Source organism: Cryobacterium sp. HLT2-28, assembly GCF_004402495.1.
Classification (GTDB): domain Bacteria; phylum Actinomycetota; class Actinomycetes; order Actinomycetales; family Microbacteriaceae; genus Cryobacterium; species Cryobacterium mannosilyticum.
This window is the reverse complement of record NZ_SOFH01000008.1, coordinates 49,616-69,625: the sequence shown is the minus strand read 5'-3', so window position 1 is coordinate 69,625 and position 20,010 is coordinate 49,616. Positions and strand designations below refer to the sequence as shown.

15 protein-coding genes are annotated in these 20,010 nt (G+C 68.5%); 7 read left to right on the top strand and 8 right to left on the bottom strand.

Annotated features, from left to right (window positions below; translation table 11 throughout):
• Nucleotides 1–51: 51 nt before the first annotated feature.
• The 5 genes from E3O48_RS03385 to E3O48_RS03365 form a co-directional block, all read right to left on the bottom strand.
• Nucleotides 52–792: a type 1 glutamine amidotransferase gene (locus E3O48_RS03385; RefSeq protein ID WP_134537324.1), complete on the bottom strand. Its 741-nt coding sequence runs from the start codon at nt 790–792 to the stop codon at nt 52–54.
• Nucleotides 792–2,060: a MurT ligase domain-containing protein gene (locus tag E3O48_RS03380; protein WP_134506429.1), complete on the bottom strand. Its 1,269-nt coding sequence runs from the start codon at nt 2,058–2,060 to the stop codon at nt 792–794. Before E3O48_RS03380 ends, E3O48_RS03385 begins: the two co-directional genes overlap by 1 nt.
• Before the next feature lie 8 nt (nt 2,061–2,068).
• Entirely contained in the window at nt 2,069–3,556 is a 1,488-nt protein-coding gene (locus E3O48_RS03375) for an RNA polymerase sigma factor (RefSeq protein ID WP_338145175.1), read from the bottom strand.
• A gap of 110 nt (nt 3,557–3,666) precedes the next feature.
• On the bottom strand, nt 3,667–5,001 hold the full coding sequence (locus E3O48_RS03370; protein WP_134537323.1) for a nitrate/nitrite transporter: 1,335 nt from the start codon (nt 4,999–5,001) through the stop codon (nt 3,667–3,669).
• A 58-nt stretch (nt 5,002–5,059) separates the two neighbouring features.
• Nucleotides 5,060–5,983, bottom strand: coding sequence for a proteasome assembly chaperone family protein (locus E3O48_RS03365; RefSeq protein ID WP_134506423.1), 924 nt, complete (start codon nt 5,981–5,983; stop codon nt 5,060–5,062).
• 95 nt (nt 5,984–6,078) lie between these two features.
• On the opposite strand from E3O48_RS03365, the gene E3O48_RS03360 reads away from it, so the two are divergent.
• The 3 genes from E3O48_RS03360 (at nt 6,079) to E3O48_RS03350 (ending at nt 10,617) form a co-directional block, all read left to right on the top strand.
• Nucleotides 6,079–7,575 (top strand): leucyl aminopeptidase, encoded by a 1,497-nt coding sequence (locus E3O48_RS03360; RefSeq protein ID WP_134537322.1) that lies wholly within the window; start codon nt 6,079–6,081, stop codon nt 7,573–7,575.
• A 105-nt stretch (nt 7,576–7,680) separates the two neighbouring features.
• Nucleotides 7,681–9,054 carry a dihydrolipoyl dehydrogenase gene (lpdA, locus tag E3O48_RS03355; RefSeq protein ID WP_134537321.1) on the top strand — a complete coding sequence of 458 codons (1,374 nt, stop codon included), beginning with the start codon at nt 7,681–7,683 and terminating at the stop codon, nt 9,052–9,054.
• Between the two features lie 66 nt (nt 9,055–9,120).
• Nucleotides 9,121–10,617 (top strand): 2-oxo acid dehydrogenase subunit E2, encoded by a 1,497-nt coding sequence (locus tag E3O48_RS03350; protein ID WP_134537320.1) that lies wholly within the window; start codon nt 9,121–9,123, stop codon nt 10,615–10,617.
• A gap of 28 nt (nt 10,618–10,645) precedes the next feature.
• On the opposite strand, the gene E3O48_RS03345 is transcribed toward E3O48_RS03350, so the two are convergent.
• Entirely contained in the window at nt 10,646–12,304 is a 1,659-nt protein-coding gene (locus E3O48_RS03345; RefSeq protein ID WP_134537319.1) for a hypothetical protein, read from the bottom strand.
• A gap of 109 nt (nt 12,305–12,413) precedes the next feature.
• Here E3O48_RS03345 and lipB point away from each other — a divergent pair, with 109 nt between their 5' ends.
• Genes lipB through E3O48_RS03330 form a run of 3 tightly spaced genes read left to right on the top strand, consistent with a single transcriptional unit; the run spans nt 12,414 to nt 14,795 of the window.
• Nucleotides 12,414–13,049, top strand: a complete 636-nt coding sequence (gene lipB / locus E3O48_RS03340; protein WP_134537318.1) for a lipoyl(octanoyl) transferase LipB — start codon at nt 12,414–12,416, stop codon at nt 13,047–13,049.
• On the top strand, nt 13,046–14,035 hold the full coding sequence (lipA, locus tag E3O48_RS03335; protein ID WP_134506412.1) for a lipoyl synthase: 990 nt from the start codon (nt 13,046–13,048) through the stop codon (nt 14,033–14,035). The genes lipB and lipA overlap by 4 nt, the downstream gene beginning before the upstream one ends.
• A gap of 49 nt (nt 14,036–14,084) precedes the next feature.
• Nucleotides 14,085–14,795, top strand: a complete 711-nt coding sequence (locus E3O48_RS03330) for a DUF4191 domain-containing protein (RefSeq protein WP_134506411.1) — start codon at nt 14,085–14,087, stop codon at nt 14,793–14,795.
• A 16-nt stretch (nt 14,796–14,811) separates the two neighbouring features.
• On the opposite strand, the gene E3O48_RS03325 is transcribed toward E3O48_RS03330, so the two are convergent.
• The gene (locus tag E3O48_RS03325) at nt 14,812–15,255 is read right to left on the bottom strand and encodes an RDD family protein (protein WP_134506409.1); all 444 of its coding nucleotides are present in this window, start codon (nt 15,253–15,255) and stop codon (nt 14,812–14,814) included.
• 144 nt (nt 15,256–15,399) lie between these two features.
• On the opposite strand from E3O48_RS03325, the gene glnA reads away from it, so the two are divergent.
• The gene (glnA, locus tag E3O48_RS03320) at nt 15,400–16,824 is read left to right on the top strand and encodes a type I glutamate--ammonia ligase (RefSeq protein ID WP_134506407.1); all 1,425 of its coding nucleotides are present in this window, start codon (nt 15,400–15,402) and stop codon (nt 16,822–16,824) included.
• 140 nt (nt 16,825–16,964) lie between these two features.
• On the opposite strand, the gene E3O48_RS03315 is transcribed toward glnA, so the two are convergent.
• Nucleotides 16,965–19,997: a bifunctional [glutamine synthetase] adenylyltransferase/[glutamine synthetase]-adenylyl-L-tyrosine phosphorylase gene (locus E3O48_RS03315; RefSeq protein ID WP_134537317.1), complete on the bottom strand. Its 3,033-nt coding sequence runs from the start codon at nt 19,995–19,997 to the stop codon at nt 16,965–16,967.
• Nucleotides 19,998–20,010: the final 13 nt, after the last annotated feature.

The following is a 20,010-nucleotide window of genomic DNA, read 5'->3' as shown; positions in this document are numbered from 1 at the left end:
GTTCCCATATCCGGGGGCCTGCGTTCCGGGGGCCGAACCACCCGCGGGAGGTTACTCCGCGGTGAGGCCCAACGCCACGGCAAGCTGATTGCGCCCGGCTTTCGCTGTCTCGTCGACTGCGACGGCTCGTGCACCCGGAACGTACTCCGCGCCGGCGCGCGCCAGGGCCGTGCTGAGCAGGTGGTCGGCGAGGGAAGGGTTCCGCGCCAGCACCGGTCCGTGCAGGTGGGTGCAGACGAGGTTCCCCATGACGAGGCCCTCCACACCGGTTTCGCCACGGGCAGCGCCGTTTCCCGTTCCGGATCGAACCCGGCCGAGTGGTGACGCCTCGCCGCCGACGTAGTCGCGGGCGTGGTTCTCGAAGCCGACCAGTCTGCCGAAACGGGAGTCGACGATGAGATCGTCCGTCACCCGTGCGGACCGGGGAACCGCGCGGCCCGTGACGATTCCGAGGCCCTCGACGACGGTGCCGTCACCGAGCTCGATGCCCCAGCTGAGCAGTTCCCATCCGGTGCCGACGGCGAGGATGGGGATTCCCGCCGTGCACCAGGCGCGGAGTTGCTCCGTCATCGTGGCGAGGATGTCGCGCACCGCGACCAGCTCGGTGTCGGAGCCTGAACCGATCACGACGAGGTCGATCTGCTCGGGCAGATCGGCGGCCGTGCGCACCGGAATGATTTCGGCGTCGACACCGGCCCAACGGGCGCGCTGGGCGAGCACCCGGGCGTTCGCGGCGTCGCCGTTCGTGCCGAGGAGTTCGGGCAGGACGGAGACGATGGTGAGCGCTCGCATCACTCCCGCCCTGCCTTGTTGGAGACGAGCCCGAGGTGGGCGCGGGTGCGGCGCATGGAGTCGGCCGAGAAGATGATGGTTTTCAGTCCGATCCGCGGGTCAGGGAGAGCGAGGAATTCGTCGAGGGCGCGGCCGAGGTCGGGCTCGATCCGCTCGACGGCGACGTCGTCGTAGGCAAGCTGCAGGGCGATTTCCAGCGCCTTCGAGCCGGAGGCGAAGAGAACCCGGCCAAGCCCGGACGTGTCGACCGGCCAGAAGTAGGACGGGTCACGGACATCCGAACCGATCGCGATCAGGATCTGGTCGGTTCCGGCCGCGAGGCTGTCCACGTTGAGCTGGAAGCTCGCGGGGTTTTGCACGAGCACGAATTCGACCTTCCGGCCGCGTACCGTGACGATCTCGCCCCGGCCGAAAACGGGCGGGATCGCCGAGATGGCCGCGACCGCCACGGCAGGGTCGAAACGCTCGCCGAGGACCGCCTGGGCGGTGCTGAGGGCGGTCAGCGCATCGACGGCATAGTGCGTTCCGCGGGCGGGTAGGCCCAGGTCGTAGCTGGCACCGTCCACCAGCACGGTGGCGTCGCGGCCGTCGACCGTGGTGAGGAGCATCCCCTCCGCGGGGGAGAGGCGGTTGCCGGCCGTCACGCTGTAGCCGAGCCCGCGCGGGTTCGCCGCGAGGACGTCGGCGGACACGCCGTAGCGGGACACGGCCACGGCTCCCTCGAGGCGCGAAGCGAGGTCCACCAGGTGCTGGTCGTCGGCATTCACCACGACGGTTCCGGTGGCCCGGGACGCGATCTTGCCGAGCATGGCCGCGACCATCTCGGAATCGTGGAAGCGATCGATCTGGTCGACCATCACGTTCGTCAGCGCGACGACGCGGGGCTTCAGCGACCCGGAGATCAGGGCGCCGTGCCCTTCATCCATTTCCAGCACGGCCACGTCGCCGCTGATCCGGCCGGCCAGGCTGGCCTGCTCAAGCAGCGCCGAGGTGAGCCCCTGGCTGATGTTGGCCGTCGACTCGTTCGTGAACACGCCCAGGCCGTGCGCCCGGAGAGCGGCAACCAGCATCTTCGTGGTGGTGGACTTGCCGCTCGAGCCGGTCACGATGACCAGTCCGCCGGGGAAGCCGTTCAGGGTGCGGGACAGGAATCCCGGAGCGATGGTGTTGACGACGAGACCGGGGACCGCTGATCCCCCGCCCGGTTTCCGCCATCTCGCCAGGACCCGAACAACCCTGCCGACGAGGATCGCCGGTGCGTAGCGCACGCGGCCGCCTATTCGAGGTAGTCGCGTAGGGACTGCGACCGGGAGGGGTGGCGCAGTTTCGCCATGGTCTTCGACTCGATCTGACGGATGCGCTCACGCGTCACCCCGAACGTGTCGCCGATCTGGTCGAGCGTCTTGGGCATCCCGTCGCCGAGGCCGAAGCGCATGCGGATCACGCCGGCTTCCCGCTCGGAGAGCGAGTCGAGAAGGCTTTCGAGCTGCTTCTGCAGCATCGTGAAGCCGACTGCGTCCGCAGGGACGACCGCTTCGGTGTCTTCGATGAGGTCACCGAATTCGCTGTCACCGTCCTCGCCGAGCGGGGTGTGCAGCGAGATCGGCTCGCGACCGTACTTCTGCACCTCGACGACCTTCTCGGGCGTCATGTCGAGTTCACGGCTCAGCTCTTCGGGCGTGGGCTCGCGGCCCAGGTCCTGCAGCATCTGCCGCTGCACGCGGGCCAGCTTGTTGATGACCTCGACCATGTGCACCGGGATCCGGATGGTACGGGCCTGGTCGGCCATGGCGCGGGTGATCGCCTGGCGGATCCACCAGGTGGCGTAGGTGGAGAATTTGAAGCCCTTGGTGTAGTCGAACTTCTCGACGGCACGGATCAGGCCCAGGTTTCCCTCCTGGATCAGGTCGAGGAACTGCATCCCGCGGCCGGTGTAGCGCTTGGCGAGAGAGACGACGAGGCGGAGGTTGGCTCCGAGCAGGTGGCTCTTCGCCCGGGCGCCGTCCTTGGCAACCCACTGGAGTTCACGCCCGAGCGCGCTCTTCTTCTCGGCCTCGGTCATCACGGCCATCTTGTCTTCGGCGAACAGGCCGGCTTCGATGCGCATCGCGAGCTCGACCTCTTCGGCCGCGTTCAGCAGAGCGACCTTTCCGATCTGCTTCAGGTAGTCCTTGACCGGGTCGGCGGTGGCACCGGTGATGGCGCTGGAGTAGACGGGGACTTCATCGTCGTCGTCGACGAGGGAGAGCACGAGCGCTCCGCTGGGGAGCGGCTCGGCCGCGGCGGCGCGCTTCTTGCCCTCTTCGTCCGTGTCGTCGTCGTCGGAATCAGCGTCTTCGCCGGCAGGGTGCTCATCGTGGTCATCGGACCCCGCGGCAGCCTTGGTCTTGGTGGCGGCGCGCTTGCGCGGCGCCGGCTTCTCTTCGCCGGCGTCCTTCGCGGCCACGGCGGCGGCTGCCTTCGCGGCGGCGGCCTTGGTGAGCGGCTTCTTCACGGCGGCGGCCTTGGCTGCCGGTGCCTTCGCAGCGGTCGCTTTGGCGGGTGTCTTTGCGGGCGCCTTGACCGCGGCGGAATCAGTCTCTGCCACGCCTGGCGCGGCCGCGGTGGTTTCTTCGCTTGGCTCGGATTTTGTGCGGGTTGCCATTCGAACACCTCTCATGCCGTGGCGCTGTCGCCGGCGGCGCTGCCGGGTCGAAACGGCCGAAGTGGAGCTGGCCGGTCCAACACCTGGGCAGTGTGGATTTTGGGCAGTACTAGGACCCATGTCAAGTCCCGGGCTAATCGCAACGACAAGATTGTCGATACTCCCAGGACCAGAACGGGCCCTATTGACAATTATTGCATGCTTTGTGTATGAGGCAAGCCAGGCGCATCCTATTCCGGCCGCCGCCGCCGGCGCCACGCGCGGGCCGCCGCCACCCAGATCGGGGCGACTTCGATCCCCTCGTCGTCGGAGAGCTGCCGGCGCGTGCGCGCCCTGGCCCGCAGCAGGAAGACCACCCCCAGTCCGACGACCAGGAACTGCACGGAGAACGCCACCCGGAACGAGTCGAGCGAGTACAGGTCGCTGGCTGCGCCGGCGGCGACACGCCACCCGTCCTGAAGGTCGAGCAACAGGCCGACCAGGTACACCATCACGAAGCTCGCGGTGAACCCGCCCACGTTGACGACTCCGTTGGCGGAGCCGTGGCTCCGCTGCGGATTGAAGGTGCGGGCGAAATCGAAACCGATCAGCGAACCCGGTCCGCCGATGCCCAGGGCGACCAGCAACACGATCACCAGCCACATCGGGGGCGTCGCCGGCCAGAGCAGGACGAGTGCCCACGCCGTGAACATCAGCGCGACCACGGCGAGAACAATGTTGCTGCGCCGCAGCGGGTAGCGGGCCGTCAGGATTCCGAGGATGGGTCCGGCGATCACGCCCGCCCCGACCAGGACCATCAGCATCCCGGCCGCGAGGGACGGGTCATAGCCGAGGCCGTAGACCATGAACGGGAAACCCCAGAGAAGGCTGAAAACGGTTCCCGAGGACTGGGTCACATAGTGGGACCAGAATCCCAGCTGGGTTCCCGGTCGTTTGAAACTGTGCTTCAGCAGGGCGAGCGCGGCAGCCCAGCTGGCCGGACGATCCTCCGCCGGAACGCCGGCCGGCCGGTCCTGCACGACGACGATCACCACGACGAGCGCCACGAGAGCAACGGATGCCGCTGACACGAACGCGGCCGTCCAGCCCCAGGTGTGCAGCACCCAGGCCAGAGGCACCGCAGACATGACCTGGCCCAGCTGGCCGATATTGCCCAGCCACTGGGAGAGCTGCGGAACGCTCCGGCCGGTGAACCAGGAGCCGATCAGCCGGATCATGGAGATGAAGATCGTCGCGTCCCCGGCCCCGACGAGGATCCGGCCGACCACGGCGACGCCGATCGTCGGCGCGAAGGCCAGGGTGAGCTGCCCGCCGACCATCAGCGCGGTGCCGGAGATGACGAGCACCCGGGGACCGTAGCGGTCGATCAGCACGCCCACCGGAACCTGGGCGGCGGCGTAGACGACAAGCTGCACGACCGCGAGGCTGGAGAGCACGGCGGCCGAGCCGCCGAAGCGTTCCGTCGCCGCGACCCCGGCAACGCCCAGCGAGGAACGTTGCAGCACGGCGGACAGGTACGCGAACGACCCGATGGAGAAGATCAACCAGGAGCGACGCGAGTTCATTGCCCCTAACTTACTCGCGCGGGGCTCTGGAACGTTCAGGCGCTCCGGCCGGCGCCGCTCAGGCTGGCGGGCCCTCGTCCCGGCTGCGGCGGGTCGCCAGGAAGTTCTCCAGCTCGGCGGCGATCTCGTCCGCGCTGGGGAGCTCGCCTGCCTCGTCGGTCAGCGGCGACCGCAGGGTGCTTCCCTCCATGTACGCGTCGTAGCGCTCTTCGAGCGTGCCGACGAGTTTCGCGAGTTCGGGGTTGTCGTGCACCTGCTCGTCGATGCGCCCCACGAAATCGCGGTTCTGTTCCCTGAGCTGATCCGACGGGAAGATAAGGCCGGTCGCGGCGCTCGTACTCTCGAGGGCGGAGAGGGCCGTGGCCGGGAACTCGGTGTCCGCCAGGTAGTGCGGCACCAGCAGGACGAAGCCGACGACAGAGGCCCCGCTCTCCTGCAGCCGGAACTCGACCAGGTGGAGGGCATTGGCCGGCACCTGGGTGTGCGGCCTCCAGACGGACATGCTCTCGATCAGGTCCGAACGGTTACCGCTCACGGTGACGCCGATCGGTCGGGTGTGCGGCACCGGCATCGGGATCGCGTGCACCCAGGTGGTCGAGGACACCTTGAAACGCCGCACCAATTCGAGCACCGCCGCCGTGAACTGATCCCAACGGAAATCGGGCTCGAAGCCGGCCAGGAGCAGGAACTGCTGCCCGATCTCGTCCCGGGCCAGGTAGAGCCGGAGGGTGGCCGGCTGGTAGTCGGTGAGGTGGTCCTGGTCGAAGTAGATGATCGGGCGGCGCGCCCGGTAATCGAGGAGGACATCGGCGTCGAACGCGGCGATCACCGAATGGTCGAGGGTGTTGCGCAAGTACTCCGTGAATTGCGAGACCGCGCCACCGGCATCCGCGAAGCCGGTCAGCCCCGCGACCAGGTGCAGGCCCTCCGGGACGCGCTCGGCGTCCGCGGTCAGCTCGTAAAGGTCACCAGGATCGCGCATGCCTTTAACTCTAAACGCCAATATCCGTGCGTCGAAGGAATCGACCGCCGCGCCGTGGTGCCGAGAGCGAACAGGCTGCCCCGTAGCATCAAGGGATGACCGTTCCCCGCCTTTCCGTGTCCGCACAGCCCGCAATCGACTCCGAGGTCGACGTCCTGATCCTCGGGGCGACCTCCTCCGGCGACACCGGCGTATTGTTCGCCGACCCTGCCTTCGCGGGCCTGTCGGCGCAGCTCGCTTCCCTCGGCGTCACCGGCGGCCGCGACCAGCTCGTGCGTCTGCCTGCCTCGGTGGGTGCGGCCCGCAGCATCGCCATCATCGGAATCGGACAGGAGCCGACGGTCGACGCCCTCCGCCACGCGGCCGGATCCGCAGTCCGCCAGCTCACCGGGGTATCCTCCGTCGCGTTCGCGTTCCCGGCCACGACTGCGGAGGATGCCGAAGCCATCCTCGAGGGCGCGGCGCTCGGCGCGTACTCGTTCACGACCTACCGGCACAGCTCCCTGGCCGCCACCAAGCTCCCCGCCGAGGAGATCGTCGTGCACACCGGGCTGGACCTGGGCGACGTCCCCACGCGTGTCGGTATCGTCGCTGACGCGGTGAGCCTGATCAAGGACCTCGTCAACACTCCCCCGTCAGATCTCTACCCGGAGTCCCTCGCCCGGCTCGCCGTCGAAGCGGTCGACGCCCAGCCCGGCCTGCCGATCGAGGTGCGGGTGTGGAACGAGGATGAACTCGTCGCTGACGGCTTCGGCGGGATCGCCGGCGTCGGCCAGGGCTCGACCCGTCCGCCGCGCCTGGTCAAGGTCACCTACTCGCCGGCCGGCGCGACCAGGCACCTCGCCCTCGTCGGCAAGGGCATCACCTTCGACACCGGCGGACTCTCGCTGAAGCCGCCGGCATCGATGGTGGGCATGAAGTACGACATGACCGGGGCGGCCACCGTCCTGGCGGCCACGCTGGCCGCGGCCCGGCTCAGGCTCGACCTGAAGGTCACCGCGTGGCTCTGCATCGCCGAGAACATGCCGTCCGGATCGGCGATCCGGCCCAACGACGTGCTCCGGATCCGCGGCGGCCAGACCGTTGAAGTCCTCAACACCGACGCCGAAGGCCGCCTGGTGCTCGCGGACGGCCTCGTCGCCGCGGGCGAAGAAGCGCCGGACGCCATCATCGACGTGGCCACCCTGACCGGGGCCGCCATCGTCGCCCTCGGCACCCGGTACTACGCGGTGATGGGCGAGGACACCATGGTCGCCAGGGTCCTAGAAGCGGGCAAGGCCGTCGGCGAACAGTCCTGGCCGATGCCGCTGCCGGATGAGCTCCGTCCCCTGCTCAACTCGGATGTCGCGGACATCGCGAACGCGAAGATCGGCAGCGCCGCGGGCGGAATGCTGCTGGCCGGCGTCTTCCTCCGTGAGTTCATCGGTACCCGCGGCGAGGGCGATGACGCGGTGAAGATCCCGTGGGCGCACCTGGACATCGCCGGCCCGGCCCACAACACGGGCAGTGCGTTCGGGTTCACGGGGGTCGGACCGACCGGGATTTCGCTCCGAGCGTTGCTTCGACTGGCCGAGGACTTTTCACGCCCGTAGTACAGTCGAGGAGGCAAGATAAGCTTGCCGATCAGCGAATGCCTGCGGCGTCGTCTTCCATGACGCCCGGCAAACCGAGTTTGTGATGCACGAGGGAGTATCTGGGTGTCGGAACAGAATTTTGACCTTGTCGTTCTCGGTGGAGGAAGCGGTGGATACGCAGCGGCGTTGCGTGCGGTCCAGCTTGGCCTCACCGTTGGCCTGATCGAGAAGGGCAAGCTCGGCGGCACCTGCCTCCACCTGGGCTGCATTCCGACCAAGGCGCTGCTGCACTCCGCAGAAGTTGCGGACGTCAGCAGGGACTCCGCGAAGTACGGTGTGAAAACCCAGTTCGACGGTATCGACATGCCGGCGGTCACCGCGTTCCGCGAAGGGATCGTCGCCTCCAAGTTCAAGGGGCTGCAGGGACTGATCAAGGCCCGTGGCATCACCGTCATCGCCGGTGAGGGCCGGCTGGTCTCCCCGACGACCGTGCAGGTCGGCGAGGACACCATCGTCGGCAAGAACGTCGTCCTGGCCACCGGTTCGTACTCCCGGTCTCTGCCCGGCCTTGAAATCGGCGGGCGGGTCATCACCAGCGAGCACGCCCTCGAACTCGACTACGTGCCGCGCAAGGTCGCCGTCCTCGGCGGCGGCGTCATCGGCGTCGAATTCGCCAGCGTCTGGAAGTCCTTCGGCGCCGACGTCACGATCATCGAGGCGCTTCCCCACCTGGTCCCGAATGAGGAAGAATCCGTTTCCAAGCAGTTGGAACGTGCCTTCCGCAAGCGCGGCATCGAGTACTCCCTCGGCATCCGGTTCCAGAGTGTCAGCCAGGACGACAACGGCGTGGTCGTCACCCTCGAAAACGGCGCCACCGTCGAGGCTGACCTCCTCCTCGTGGCCGTCGGTCGCGGCGCGGCCACCGCGGGACTCGGGTTCGAAGAGGTCGGCATCACGGTCGACCGCGGCTTCGTCATCACAGACGAGCGCCTCGCCACGAACATCCCCGGCGTCTACGCCGTCGGCGACATCGTGCCCGGCCTGCAGCTCGCACACCGCGGCTTCCAGCAGGGCATCTTCGTCGCCGAGGAAATCGCGGGCCTGAACCCGATCGTGGTCGAGGACGTCAACATCCCGAAGGTCACCTACTGCGACCCCGAGATCGCTTCGGTCGGCTACTCGGAGGCCAAGGCGGCCGAGAAGTTCGGTGCCGACAAGATCTCCACGTACGAGTACAACCTCGGCGGCAACGGCAAGAGTTCCATCCTCGGCACGAGCGGCTCGATCAAGCTCGTGCGCGTCTCGGACGGTCCCATCGTGGGAGTGCACATGATCGGCGCCCGCGTGGGCGAGCTGATCGGTGAGGGCCAGCTGGTCGTGAACTGGGAGGCGTACCCCGAAGACATCGCCCCCTTCCTGCACGCGCACCCCACTCAGAACGAAGCGCTCGGCGAGGCCTTCCTGGCCCTGGCCGGCAAGCCCCTGCACGCGATGTAGCAGATCCCGGCACTCACACTCTCAGTAAGCAAATTACAGACAAATGGTTTTGAAGGAGACAGACGCATGAGCGAATCCGTTAACCTCCCGGCACTCGGTGAGAGTGTCACAGAGGGTACGGTAACCCGCTGGCTTAAGAACGTGGGCGACCACGTCGAAGTCGACGAGCCGCTGTTGGAAGTATCGACCGACAAGGTGGACACGGAGATCCCGTCCCCCATCGCGGGAATCATCGAGGCGATCCTGGTCCAGGAGGACGAGACCGTCGAGGTCGGGACCCCTCTGGTGACCATCGGAGACGGCTCGGCAGCAGCGGCCCCCACCGCCGCACCGGTCGCCGAGGCTCAGGTCGCCGCACCGGCACCCGTCGCGGCTCCGGTCGCCGAGGCACCGGCATACGTGGCGCCCGTCGCGGCTCCGGTCGCCGAGGCACCGGCATACGTGGCGCCCGTCGAGGCACCGGTTGCCGCACCGGCGCCCGTGGCACCGGCGTACGTGGCACCGGCGTACGTGGCGCCCGTCGCGGCTCCGGTCGCTGCACCGGCCCCCGTGTCCGCACCGGTCGCCGCTCCGGTGGCCGCACCGGCACCCGTGGCAGCCCCCGTGGCCGCGCCTGCCCCTGCAGCAGCGCCGGCAGCCGAGCCCGTGTCCCGCGGCTCGCACGCCGGGACCAGCGGCTACGTCACGCCGATCGTGCGGAAACTCGCCAACGAGGCCGGCGTCGACCTCTCCACAGTCTCCGGCACCGGGGTCGGCGGACGGATCCGCAAGGAAGACATCGAATCGGCCAAGGCCACGGCATCCGCCGCGACCGCGGCGCCGGCCGCACCGGCCGTCGAGGTTTCGCCCCTGCGCGGCACCACCGTTCCGATGTCCCGCCTCCGCAAGGTCGTCGCCGAGCGCGCCGTCATCTCGATGCAGTCGTCGGCGCAGCTGACGACCGTCGTCGAGGTCGACGTGACCCGCGTGGCGATCCTCCGCGACAAGGTCAAGGGTGCCTTCCAGAGCAAGACCGGCAACAAGCTCTCCTTCCTGCCGTTCTTCGCCCTGGCCGCGGCCGAGGCGCTGCAGGCGAACCCGATCATCAACGCCACCATCGACGGCGACTCGATCGTGTACCCCAGCCAGGAGAACATCAGCATCGCGGTCGACACCGAGCGTGGCCTGCTGACCCCTGTCGTCCGCAACGCCGGTGAGCTCGACCTGGCCGGCTTCGCCGCTCAGATCGCCGACCTGGCCCAGCGCACCCGCGACAACAAGCTCAAGCCCGATGAGCTCTCCGGTGGCACCTTCACGCTCACCAACACGGGGTCGCGCGGCGCGCTGTTCGACACGCCCGTCGTCTTCCTGCCGCAGAGCGCGATCCTGGGCACCGGCGTCGTCTACAAGAAGCCGATCGTCGTCACCACCGACGGCCTCGACTCGATCGCCATCCGCTCCACGGTGTTCCTGGCGCTGTCCTACGACCACCGCATCATCGACGGCGCGGACGCCTCCCGCTTCCTCGTCATGATGAAGCAGCGCCTCGAGGCCGGAGCCTTCGAAGCGAACCTGGGCATCTGAGGACCACGGCAGTCGACGGGTTCGCCCATCAGTAGTCGAAGATCTGCCTGATCCGCCAACCGGCCTCGCCCTTGACCACAAGGACCGAGGCCGGTTTGCTGTTTCCGTGCGCGGAAGCCTCGGTCAGGACGATGGCCACCAGGGCGATGCCTCCCCTGCGTTCGACCAGCGACGGCGCCGATTCTCCGGCCTCCACGGCGGACGCAACGGCATCCCCCTGGTGGGACGACCGGGCGGCCTGCCCATCCGCTGCCAGCGCCGCGGATCCGGCCTGGTCGACGCCGTCCAGACAGGCCACGGATGCCGCACGGAGGCACCCGGCGCGCAGGCGCAGCAGCACCCGCACCGCCTGCACCGGCTCGTCGCCCTCGACGGCCGCGCGATCGGCCGCCAAGTCGCCCGGCACCGCGGTTGGCGCCGGGGAGGCCGGCTGAGGGGACACCGACGAGGGAGCCGCGCCCACCGCCACCGGGGACATGGCGCCCGAGGCGGGGCCGGCACTGCCGCCCCGCGCCTCGGGCTGATAGCCGAGCGTGAGCAGCAACACCGCGCCCGCGGCGGCGACCAGCGAAGACACGAGGAGCGGACCTCGATGTGCCCGGAGTCCCACGAACAGGCGGTGACGCAGGCGCTGCCACGGCCGGGCATCCGCCTGCCGACCGGTCAGGCCGCGGAGCAGAGTGTTGAGCCGGCCGAGCAGCGTCCGGGCTCGGCCGGATCTCCGCGCAGGCCCCGGCTCGGGGCGATCGCCGTTCCCCGGCTGAAGGTCGCCGGCCGGGCCGGCCACCGCCCGGCTGCCCCGGAGGGCTCCGGTGGCGGCCCAGCCGGCCTCCCGCTCGGACCTGCGCCCCGGGGAGGGCACCCAGGGGGACGCCGCCGAGAAGACCGCCGAGGCCGGCGACCACGCGAACAACCGCCGCTCGAGTTCGTCGAGCAGGCGGTGCACGGGAAACCCCGGAGGGATCGACTCCAACCATCCGGCCGGTTCAGGCACGGCCGAATCCCCGCTCGTCTCGACACGATCAAGCACTCCCCCCGCGAAGGCCGACACCCGCAACGCCGCCTCCTCGAGACAACTTCGGAGTTCCGGTCCTGGCGGCGGCAATTCCCGAAGCCGCCCCAACCCGGTCAGAACCGGTCTCCCGGTGCGATCGAAGATGACCGCGGACTGGGCCAGCCCCTCGTGCACGTAGCCCAGGGCCAGCAGTGCGGCCAGCGCCGCCAGGATCGGCGCCAGGATCGTCACCGCCTCCCCCGGCGCCAGCAGCCTGCCGTCGCTGAACAGCCTGCTCAGCCGGCTGCCGGAGAGATACTCCTGCACGATGCAGACTCGTCCGTCGGAGAGCGTGGCCAGGTCGATGAGCGAGGCGAATCGCTTCCCGGTCGATTCGGTCAGCACCCGGAATTCCCGCTCGATCACGGCCCCAGCCGTTTCCGGGCGAAAGATCTTCAGGGCCACAGGCGGACGAGTGCCGGCCTCGACGGCGCCCTGCAACGCTGCGGTGGAAACGCCGAGGTAGACGTCGGCGCGTTCACTGGCGCCGAGCCGGCGCAGCACCCGGTACCCGGCGACGACCGCCCCGACCTCCGCCGAATTGGACGTCGAAGCCCACGTCGACCCGGTTGCGGAGCCGGGGCCGCCGGCGGCCGGAACCGGATCAGGGTCACGGCGCGCTCTGTTCCTCACCCGCCGGATTCTGCGCCCCCGGGCGACGCAGCGCGGATGCTTGTGCCGGTTCCGGGGAGATCCGGCCAGGGCGGCAGACGCCGAGGACAAGCTGACCTAGACTGGCCTGATGCTCGACTTTGTCGTCGCGGGGCTAAGCGCCAACTCCGTGCCGTATGTTGAGGGCCTTGAGCTCCAACGCGCAGTCCACCGTTCGGTCGTTTCCGGCGAGAAACCCGACACCGTCATCTTCCTCGAACACCCCGCCGTGTATACGGCCGGGAAACGTACGGAGCCGGAGGAGCGTCCCACGGACGGCACCCCCGTCATCGACGTCGACCGGGGTGGGAAGATCACCTGGCATGGACCGGGCCAGCTGGTCGGCTACCCGATCCTGCGCCTGGCCGAGCCCATCGACGTCGTCGGCTATGTGCGGATGCTGGAGGGGATCCTGATCGAGGTCCTCGCCGAGTTCGGCATCGAGGGCCGCCAGGTTCGCGGCCGTTCCGGCGTCTGGGTCGGTCCGGACCGTTTCGAAGAGAAGATCGCGGCCATCGGCATCCGCGTCGCCGAAGGAGTCACCATGCACGGATTCGCCCTCAATTGCAGCAATTCCCTGGACGCCTATGGGCGCATCATCGCCTGCGGCATCCGGGACGCCGGCGTGACGACGATGTCGCGCGTGCTCGGCCGTGAGGTCGCCACCTCCGAACTGATCGAACCGATCCGGGCCGGTTTCCTCCGCGCCATGGCGGTGGCGGCATGAGCGCCGTGCCCGAGGGCCGCAAGATGCTCCGCCTGGAGATCAGAAACGCGGAGACGCCCATCGAGCGCAAGCCCGAGTGGATCAAGATCAAGGCCAAAATGGGCCCCGAGTACCAGAAGATGCAGAACCTCGTCAAGAGCGAGGACCTGCACACGGTCTGCCAGGAGGCCGGCTGCCCCAACATCTACGAATGCTGGGAGGACCGGGAAGCAACATTCCTGATCGGTGGCTCGCAGTGCACCAGGCGCTGCGACTTCTGCATGATCGACACCGGCAAACCGGCCGAGTACGACCGGGACGAACCACGCCGCGTTGCCGAGTCCGTCGTCAAGATGAAGCTGCGCTACGCCACCGTGACCGGTGTCGCCCGCGATGATCAGCCCGACGAGGGTTCATGGATCTACGCCGAGACGATCCGGCAGATCCACCAGCAGAGCCCGGGCACCGGCGTGGAGATCCTCGTGCCGGACTTCTCGGGCAATCCTGACCACCTGGGCGAGGTCTTCTCGGCGAAACCGGAGGTGTTCGCGCACAATGTGGAGACGGTCCCGCGCATCTTCAAGCGGGTGCGCCCGGCGTTCCGCTACGACCGGTCCCTCGACGTTCTCAGCCAGGGCCGCAACGCGGGCCTGATCACCAAGTCCAATCTCATCCTGGGCATGGGCGAGGAACGGGCGGAGGTCAGCCAGGCCCTGCAGGACCTGCACGACGCCGGAACCGACATCATCACCATCACCCAGTACCTGCGTCCCAGCGCGCGCCACCTGCCGGTCGCCCGGTGGGTGAAGCCGGAGGAGTTCGTCGAGCTCAAGCACGAGGCTGAGGCGATCGGTTTCATCGGGGTGCTCTCCGGCCCGCTGGTGCGCTCCTCCTACCGAGCCGGGCGTCTCTGGGCCCAGTCCATGCTGGCAACCGGTCGTGAGGTGCCGGCGGAGCTGCGCCACCTGGCGGATGCGACGCTCGGGTTCGCCCAGGCCGTCAGCTGAACCGAAAAACGGTCACCCTCCATGCGGGCGACTCGGTAGTCTTGGAACCATGGCACGCAGCAAGGACAAGACTCCCCGCACCCCCAAAGAACCCGGCCGCTTGAAGCAAATGTGGCAGGTGTTCCAGATGACGAGGCGTTACGACTCGAACATCGTCCTGTTCATGATCCTGGCCTTCCTGATCCCGGTCGCGATCAGCCTCGCGCTCGCGTTCGTGTTCTCCCCCGGCAACGTGGTCACCATCGTGCTCTGGGTGATCGCGGGAGCCCTCGGCGGGCTCCTCGCCATGCTCATCATCCTGGGCCGCCGCGCCGAGAAGGCCGCCTACTCGCAGATCGAGGGCCAGCCCGGCGCGGTCGGCGCGGTGCTCCGCAGCTCGCTCAAGCGCGGCTGGGTCGGAAGCGAGATGCCCGTCGCCGTCAACGGCAAGACCCAGGACGCGGTCTACCGCGCGGTCGGTCGCGGCGGCGTGGTGCTGATCAGCGAGGGCCCTCGCACCCGAACCGCACGCATGCTCGACGAGGAACGGCGCATGGTCACCCGGCTGGGCGGCAGCATCGCCGTCACCGTCATCTCGGTCGGACCGGACCCCGACGCCGTTCCGCTGCACAAGCTCGCCCGGCGCCTCACCCGGATCAAGCCGACCCTGACCAAGGCCGAAGTCCTCGCCGTGAACAACCGCCTCTCGTCCATGACGAAGAAGCTCCCGATCCCTAAGGGCGTCGACCCGATGAAGGCCCGGCCGCAGCGCGGCAACTAGCCGAGCCCGGCATCCGTCAGCTGCGGATGAGGACGGTTCCGGCGATCTTGTCGTGGAATCCGCGCTGGTCCGAGTCCCAGACCAGCGCGGGAATCGCGAACCCCAACAGCACCGAACGCAGCGCGGGGCGCCAGACGCCGGCCCAGCCGCCGGTCAGCGAGATCACCCGGAGCCCGACCAGCCGGTGCCCGATGCTTCCGCCGATGGTCGGAATGAACACGATCTGCAACAGCACGAACATGCCGCTCACCGCAAACCCGTTGTAGTCCGGGAACGTGTAGTCGAAGGCCCAGAACGCGGCCCCCGTGGCCAGGACCTGGTCGATCGCCAGCGCGGCAATCCGGCGGCCCACCCGGCCGACCGAGCCTGCGCCATGATTGGGCAGTCCCAGGCGCTCCCCCGGCCACCGGCTGGGCGGAAGCTGTCCGAAGGTGGTCGGTTTCGAGGATGCGGCAGACACGCGATGAGTCTAGCGAGCCGCCCCCGCTGTAACATGTGTGAAACATAAGCGTCACTGTCGGGTAATGCCGCCCCACTAACCTCAATGGAGCCGCAGTGCGCGACTTTTCGAGATTAACGCCCACGTCGTTTGGAGTAAAACCGCATGTTCCGCGATTCGTCAGAAGTGCTCAAATTCATCAAGGACACCGACGTCAAGTTCCTTGACATCCGTTTCACCGACCTGCCGGGTGTGCAGCAGCACTTCAACATCCCCGCGTCGACCGTCGACGAAGATTTCTTCACGGTCGGCCAGATGTTCGACGGATCGTCCATCCGCGGCTTCGCGTCGATCCACGAATCCGACATGCAGCTCATCCCCGACGTCACCACCGCGTACATCGACGCCTTCCGCACCGAGCGCACGCTGATCATGCTCTTCGACATCTACAACCCGCGCAATGGGGAGATCTACTCGAAGGACCCGCGCCAGGTTGCCAAGAAGGCCGAGAAGTACCTCGCGTCGACCGGCATCGCCGACACCGCTTTCTTCGCTCCCGAAGCGGAGTTCTATATCTTCGACGACGTGCGCTACGAGGTCAACCAGTACTCGAGCTTCTACTCCGTCGACTCCAGCGAGGGCGCCTGGAACTCGGGCCGCAAGGAAGAGGGCGGAAACCTCGCCAACAAGACGCCGTTCAAGGGCGGCTACTTCCCGGTCAGCCCGGTCGACCAGCACGCCGACATGCGCGACGACATCTGCCTCAAGCTCATCGCGGCCGGCCTGATCCTGGAGCGCAGCCACCACGAGGTCGGCACCGGCGGCCAGGGCGAGATCAACTACCGCTTCGACACGATGGTGCACGCGGCCGACGACCTGCTCAAGTTCAAGTACATCGTGAAGAACACCGCCAGCGAGTGGGGCAAGACGGCGACGTTCATGCCGAAGCCGCTCTTCGGCGACAACGGCTCCGGCATGCACACCCACCAGTCCCTCTGGGCCGGCGGCAAGCCGCTGTTCTACGACGAGGCCGGCTATGGCGGACTCTCCGACGTCGCGCGCTGGTACATCGGCGGGCTGCTCAAGCACGCCCCGGCCGTGCTCGCGTTCACCAACCCGAGCGTGAACTCCTACCACCGCCTCGTCCCCGGCTTCGAAGCTCCCGTCAACCTGGTCTACTCGGCCGGCAACCGCTCGGCATCCATCCGGATCCCGATCACGGGCACGAACCCGAAGGCCAAGCGGATCGAATTCCGCGCGCCCGACGCCTCCGGCAACCCGTACCTCGCCTTCGCCGCCCAGCTGATGGCCGGCCTCGACGGGATCAAGAACCGGATCGAGCCGCACGAGCCGGTCGACAAGGACCTCTACGAACTGCCGCCCGAAGAAGCCAAGAACATCCCCCAGGTTCCCGCTTCCCTCGAGGCCGCGCTGCTGGCCCTCGAGGAGGACCACGACTTCCTGCTGGCCGGGAACGTGTTCACGCCCGAATTGATCGAGACCTGGATCGACTTCAAGCGCGAGAAGGAAATCAAGCCGCTGGCCCAGCGCCCGCACCCGTTCGAGTACGAACTGTACTACGGGGTCTAAACCGCACCGGCGGCTGAACCAGTCGTCGCAGCGATGGCACTGAGGATGACACTGAGAAGGGCCGCACTCCCCCGGGAGTGCGGCCCTTCTCGTGATCCGGCCTCAGCCGAACGCGAGCAACGGAGAAGAGGAGGCCGCGGTCAGCCTGCGAAGGGCCCGGCGCGTTCGACGGGGCCGTAGAAACGTCGTTCGAAGACTGCCCGTGCGCGACGGGTCACGGCCAGGTAGTCCTCCTCGAGCCGGTTTGCCGAGCCGGGCGGGTATTCGAGCACCCGCGCGACGCCCTCCAGCTGGATCCGGTCGGCGGGGAGCACGTCCGCGGTCCGGTTCGTCCAGAGGGTGATCGCGGAACGGCACCGGGAGGCGAACAGCCAGGCCGCCCGGAGCGTCTCGGCATCCGCTTCGCTGACCAGGTCTGCCTCCACGGCGGCCCGGAGCGCGCCGAGGGTGGACGAGGTGCGCAGCGCCGGAATACGCGCCGCATGCTGGAGCTGAAGCAATTGCACAAACCACTCGACGTCGCTGAGCGAGCCGCGCCCCAGCTTGAGGTGCCGGTTCGGGTCGGCACCTTGAGGGAGCCGTTCGCTCTCGACCCTGGCCTTGATGCGCTTGACCTCCCGCACCTCCTGCTCACCGATGCTCTCCGGGTAGCGCACCGCGTCGGCGACCCGGTCGAAGTCTCGGAGGAGCGCGGTGTCGCCGGCGACACCGCGGCCGCGCAGCAAAGCCTGCGCCTCCCAGGTCAGCGACCATCGCCGGTAGTAGGCCTCGTACGATTCGAGGGAACGGACCACCGGCCCGTTCTTGCCTTCGGGGCGCAGGCCCATGTCCAGGTCCAGCGGAAGGCGGTTGTCGTCGGTGAGCCGGTTCAGTTCGCGCACGATGAACTTCGCGCGGTCATGCGCCGCGGTCCCGTCGAGCGTGCCGGCCCGGAAGACGTACATGACATCGGCGTCGGAGCCGAACCCGAGTTCGGCGCCCCCGAATCGGCCCATCCCGATCACGGCGAATTCGATGCCGTCGGTGGGGCCGTCCGGCTCCCCCAGCAGGTTCGTCCCGCGGATGGCGGCCGTCACCCCCTGGATGATGATGGCCGTCACATCGGTGAGCCCGGCCGCAAGCTCGTCGATCGACAGCCGCCCGAGAATGGCGGAGAAGGCGAGCCGCAGCACCTCCCGGCGCCTGGCGGTGCGCATGATCGATGCCGCCGCGTCGGGACTCTCGTGCCTGGCCAGCACCGCACGGGTCTCCTCCTGGAGAACGGCAACCGACCGGGGGCGCAGATCGTCCTCGTTCTCCAGCCAGGCCACGGACTCGGGGATGGTCTCGAGCAGTTCCCCGATGAAGCGGGAGGAGGAGAGAACACGGGTGAGCCGTTCGGCCGCGCCGGACGAGTCACGGAGCATCCGCAGGAACCAGTAGGTCGACCCGAGGCTGTCGCTGAGCCGCCGGAAGGACAGCAGGCCGTAGTCGGGATCCGCGCCCTCGGAGAACCATTGCAGGAGCACCGGGAGCAGGTGACGCTGGATGGTCGCCCGGCGGGACACCCCGCCGGTGAGGGCCGCAATGTGGCCGAGGGCTCCCTTGGTGTTCCGGAACCCGATCGCGGCAAGCCGCGCCTCGGCCTGGGCACTCGTGAGGTTGAGTCCCTCCGCCGGAAGCGCGGCCACGGCCGAGAGCAGCGGACGGTAGAACAGTCGTTCGTGCAGGCCGCGGACGCGGCGCTTGACCTCGGCCCAGCGCACGGTCAGTTGCGGGGCGCTCGTGGCCAGCCCCGTCGCCCGGGCGAGAATGCGCAGGCTCGCCTCGTCCCGGGGCATCAGGTGGGTGCGCCGCAGCCGCTCCAGTTGCAGCCGATGCTCCATCAGCCGGAGGATGCGGTAATCCTGGGCGAATTCGGCCGCTTCCGCCCGGCCGACGTATCCGCTGTCCGCCAGCGCTGACAGCGCCGGAAGGGTGCCGGCCTGGCGCACGGCGGGGTCGGCCTGGCCGTGCACGAGTTGGAGCAGTTGCACGGTGAATTCGATGTCGCGCAGCCCGCCGGGGCCCAGTTTCAGCTGCACCGCGACCTCGTCGTCCGGGATGTTCTCGGTGACCCGCTCGCGCATCCGTTGTACCGATTCCACGAAGTTCTCGCGGCTTGCGCTGGTCCACACCTTGGGGGCCACCGCCTGGATGTAGCGCTGGCCGAGGTCCAGGTGGCCGGCGAGGGGCCTGGCCTTGAGCAGGGCCTGGAATTCCCAGCTCTTGGCCCAGCGCTCGTAGTAGGCAAGATGGGATTCGAGGGAACGCACAAGCGCCCCGGACTTGCCTTCGGGCCGGAGATTCGGATCGACCTCCCACAGCTCGGCTTCGATCGTCGGCTGGTTGAGTCCCCGCATCATCAGGATCGCCAGCCGGGTGGCGATGTCGACCGCCCGCGATGCTTCCAGTTCCGTAGCAGGGTCCGCCTCGGCGACGAAGATGACGTCGACGTCGCTCACGTAGTTGAGTTCCGCGGCGCCGGCCTTGCCCATTCCGATCACGGCCAGCCTGGTGGCCCGGACCTCGGCCTCGGGGAAGACCCCGGGCGCGGCCACCGGCCCGCTCGTCATGCTGCGGGCCACGGCCAGTGACGCCTCGAGCGCAGCGGCCGCGAGGTCGGCGAGTGCCCGGGCGATGCCGTCAAGGCCTGCCACCGGGTCGGCCTGTTCCAGGTCGAACGCCGCCAGCTCGGCCAGGCGCCTGCGATACCGCACCCGCAGGGCCACCCAGCCGGCGTCGTCCACGAGCGCCGCGAACCCGTCGACGGCGCCTACCGAATCGAGGAGGTCGGCCGTCAGCGCCGCACCGTCGGGCAGGCCGGCGCGCGACTCCGCAAGCACTCCCAGTTCCTCGGGATGCCGAAGGAAGAACTCGGCCAGCCCGGTCGAGGCGCCGAGGACCCTGAGCAGGCGCAAGGGAGCATCAGGGCGAGCGAGCAGTGCCCGCAACTCGTCCGGAGCCTGACGGAGCAGCGCGAGCATCCCCGTGAGGGCGCCGTCCGGGCTCGCCGTCCGGGCGAGCAGAGGCAGCAGAACCGACGGCTCAGGGCCGCCCAGATCGGCGACCTCCTCGAGCCGGCCCCTGACCTCGCCGAGTTCGACGAAACCGACCCGGGCCAGGTCGGTCAGGGTCAGCGGTTCCCGCTTCATTGCGTCCCTTTCC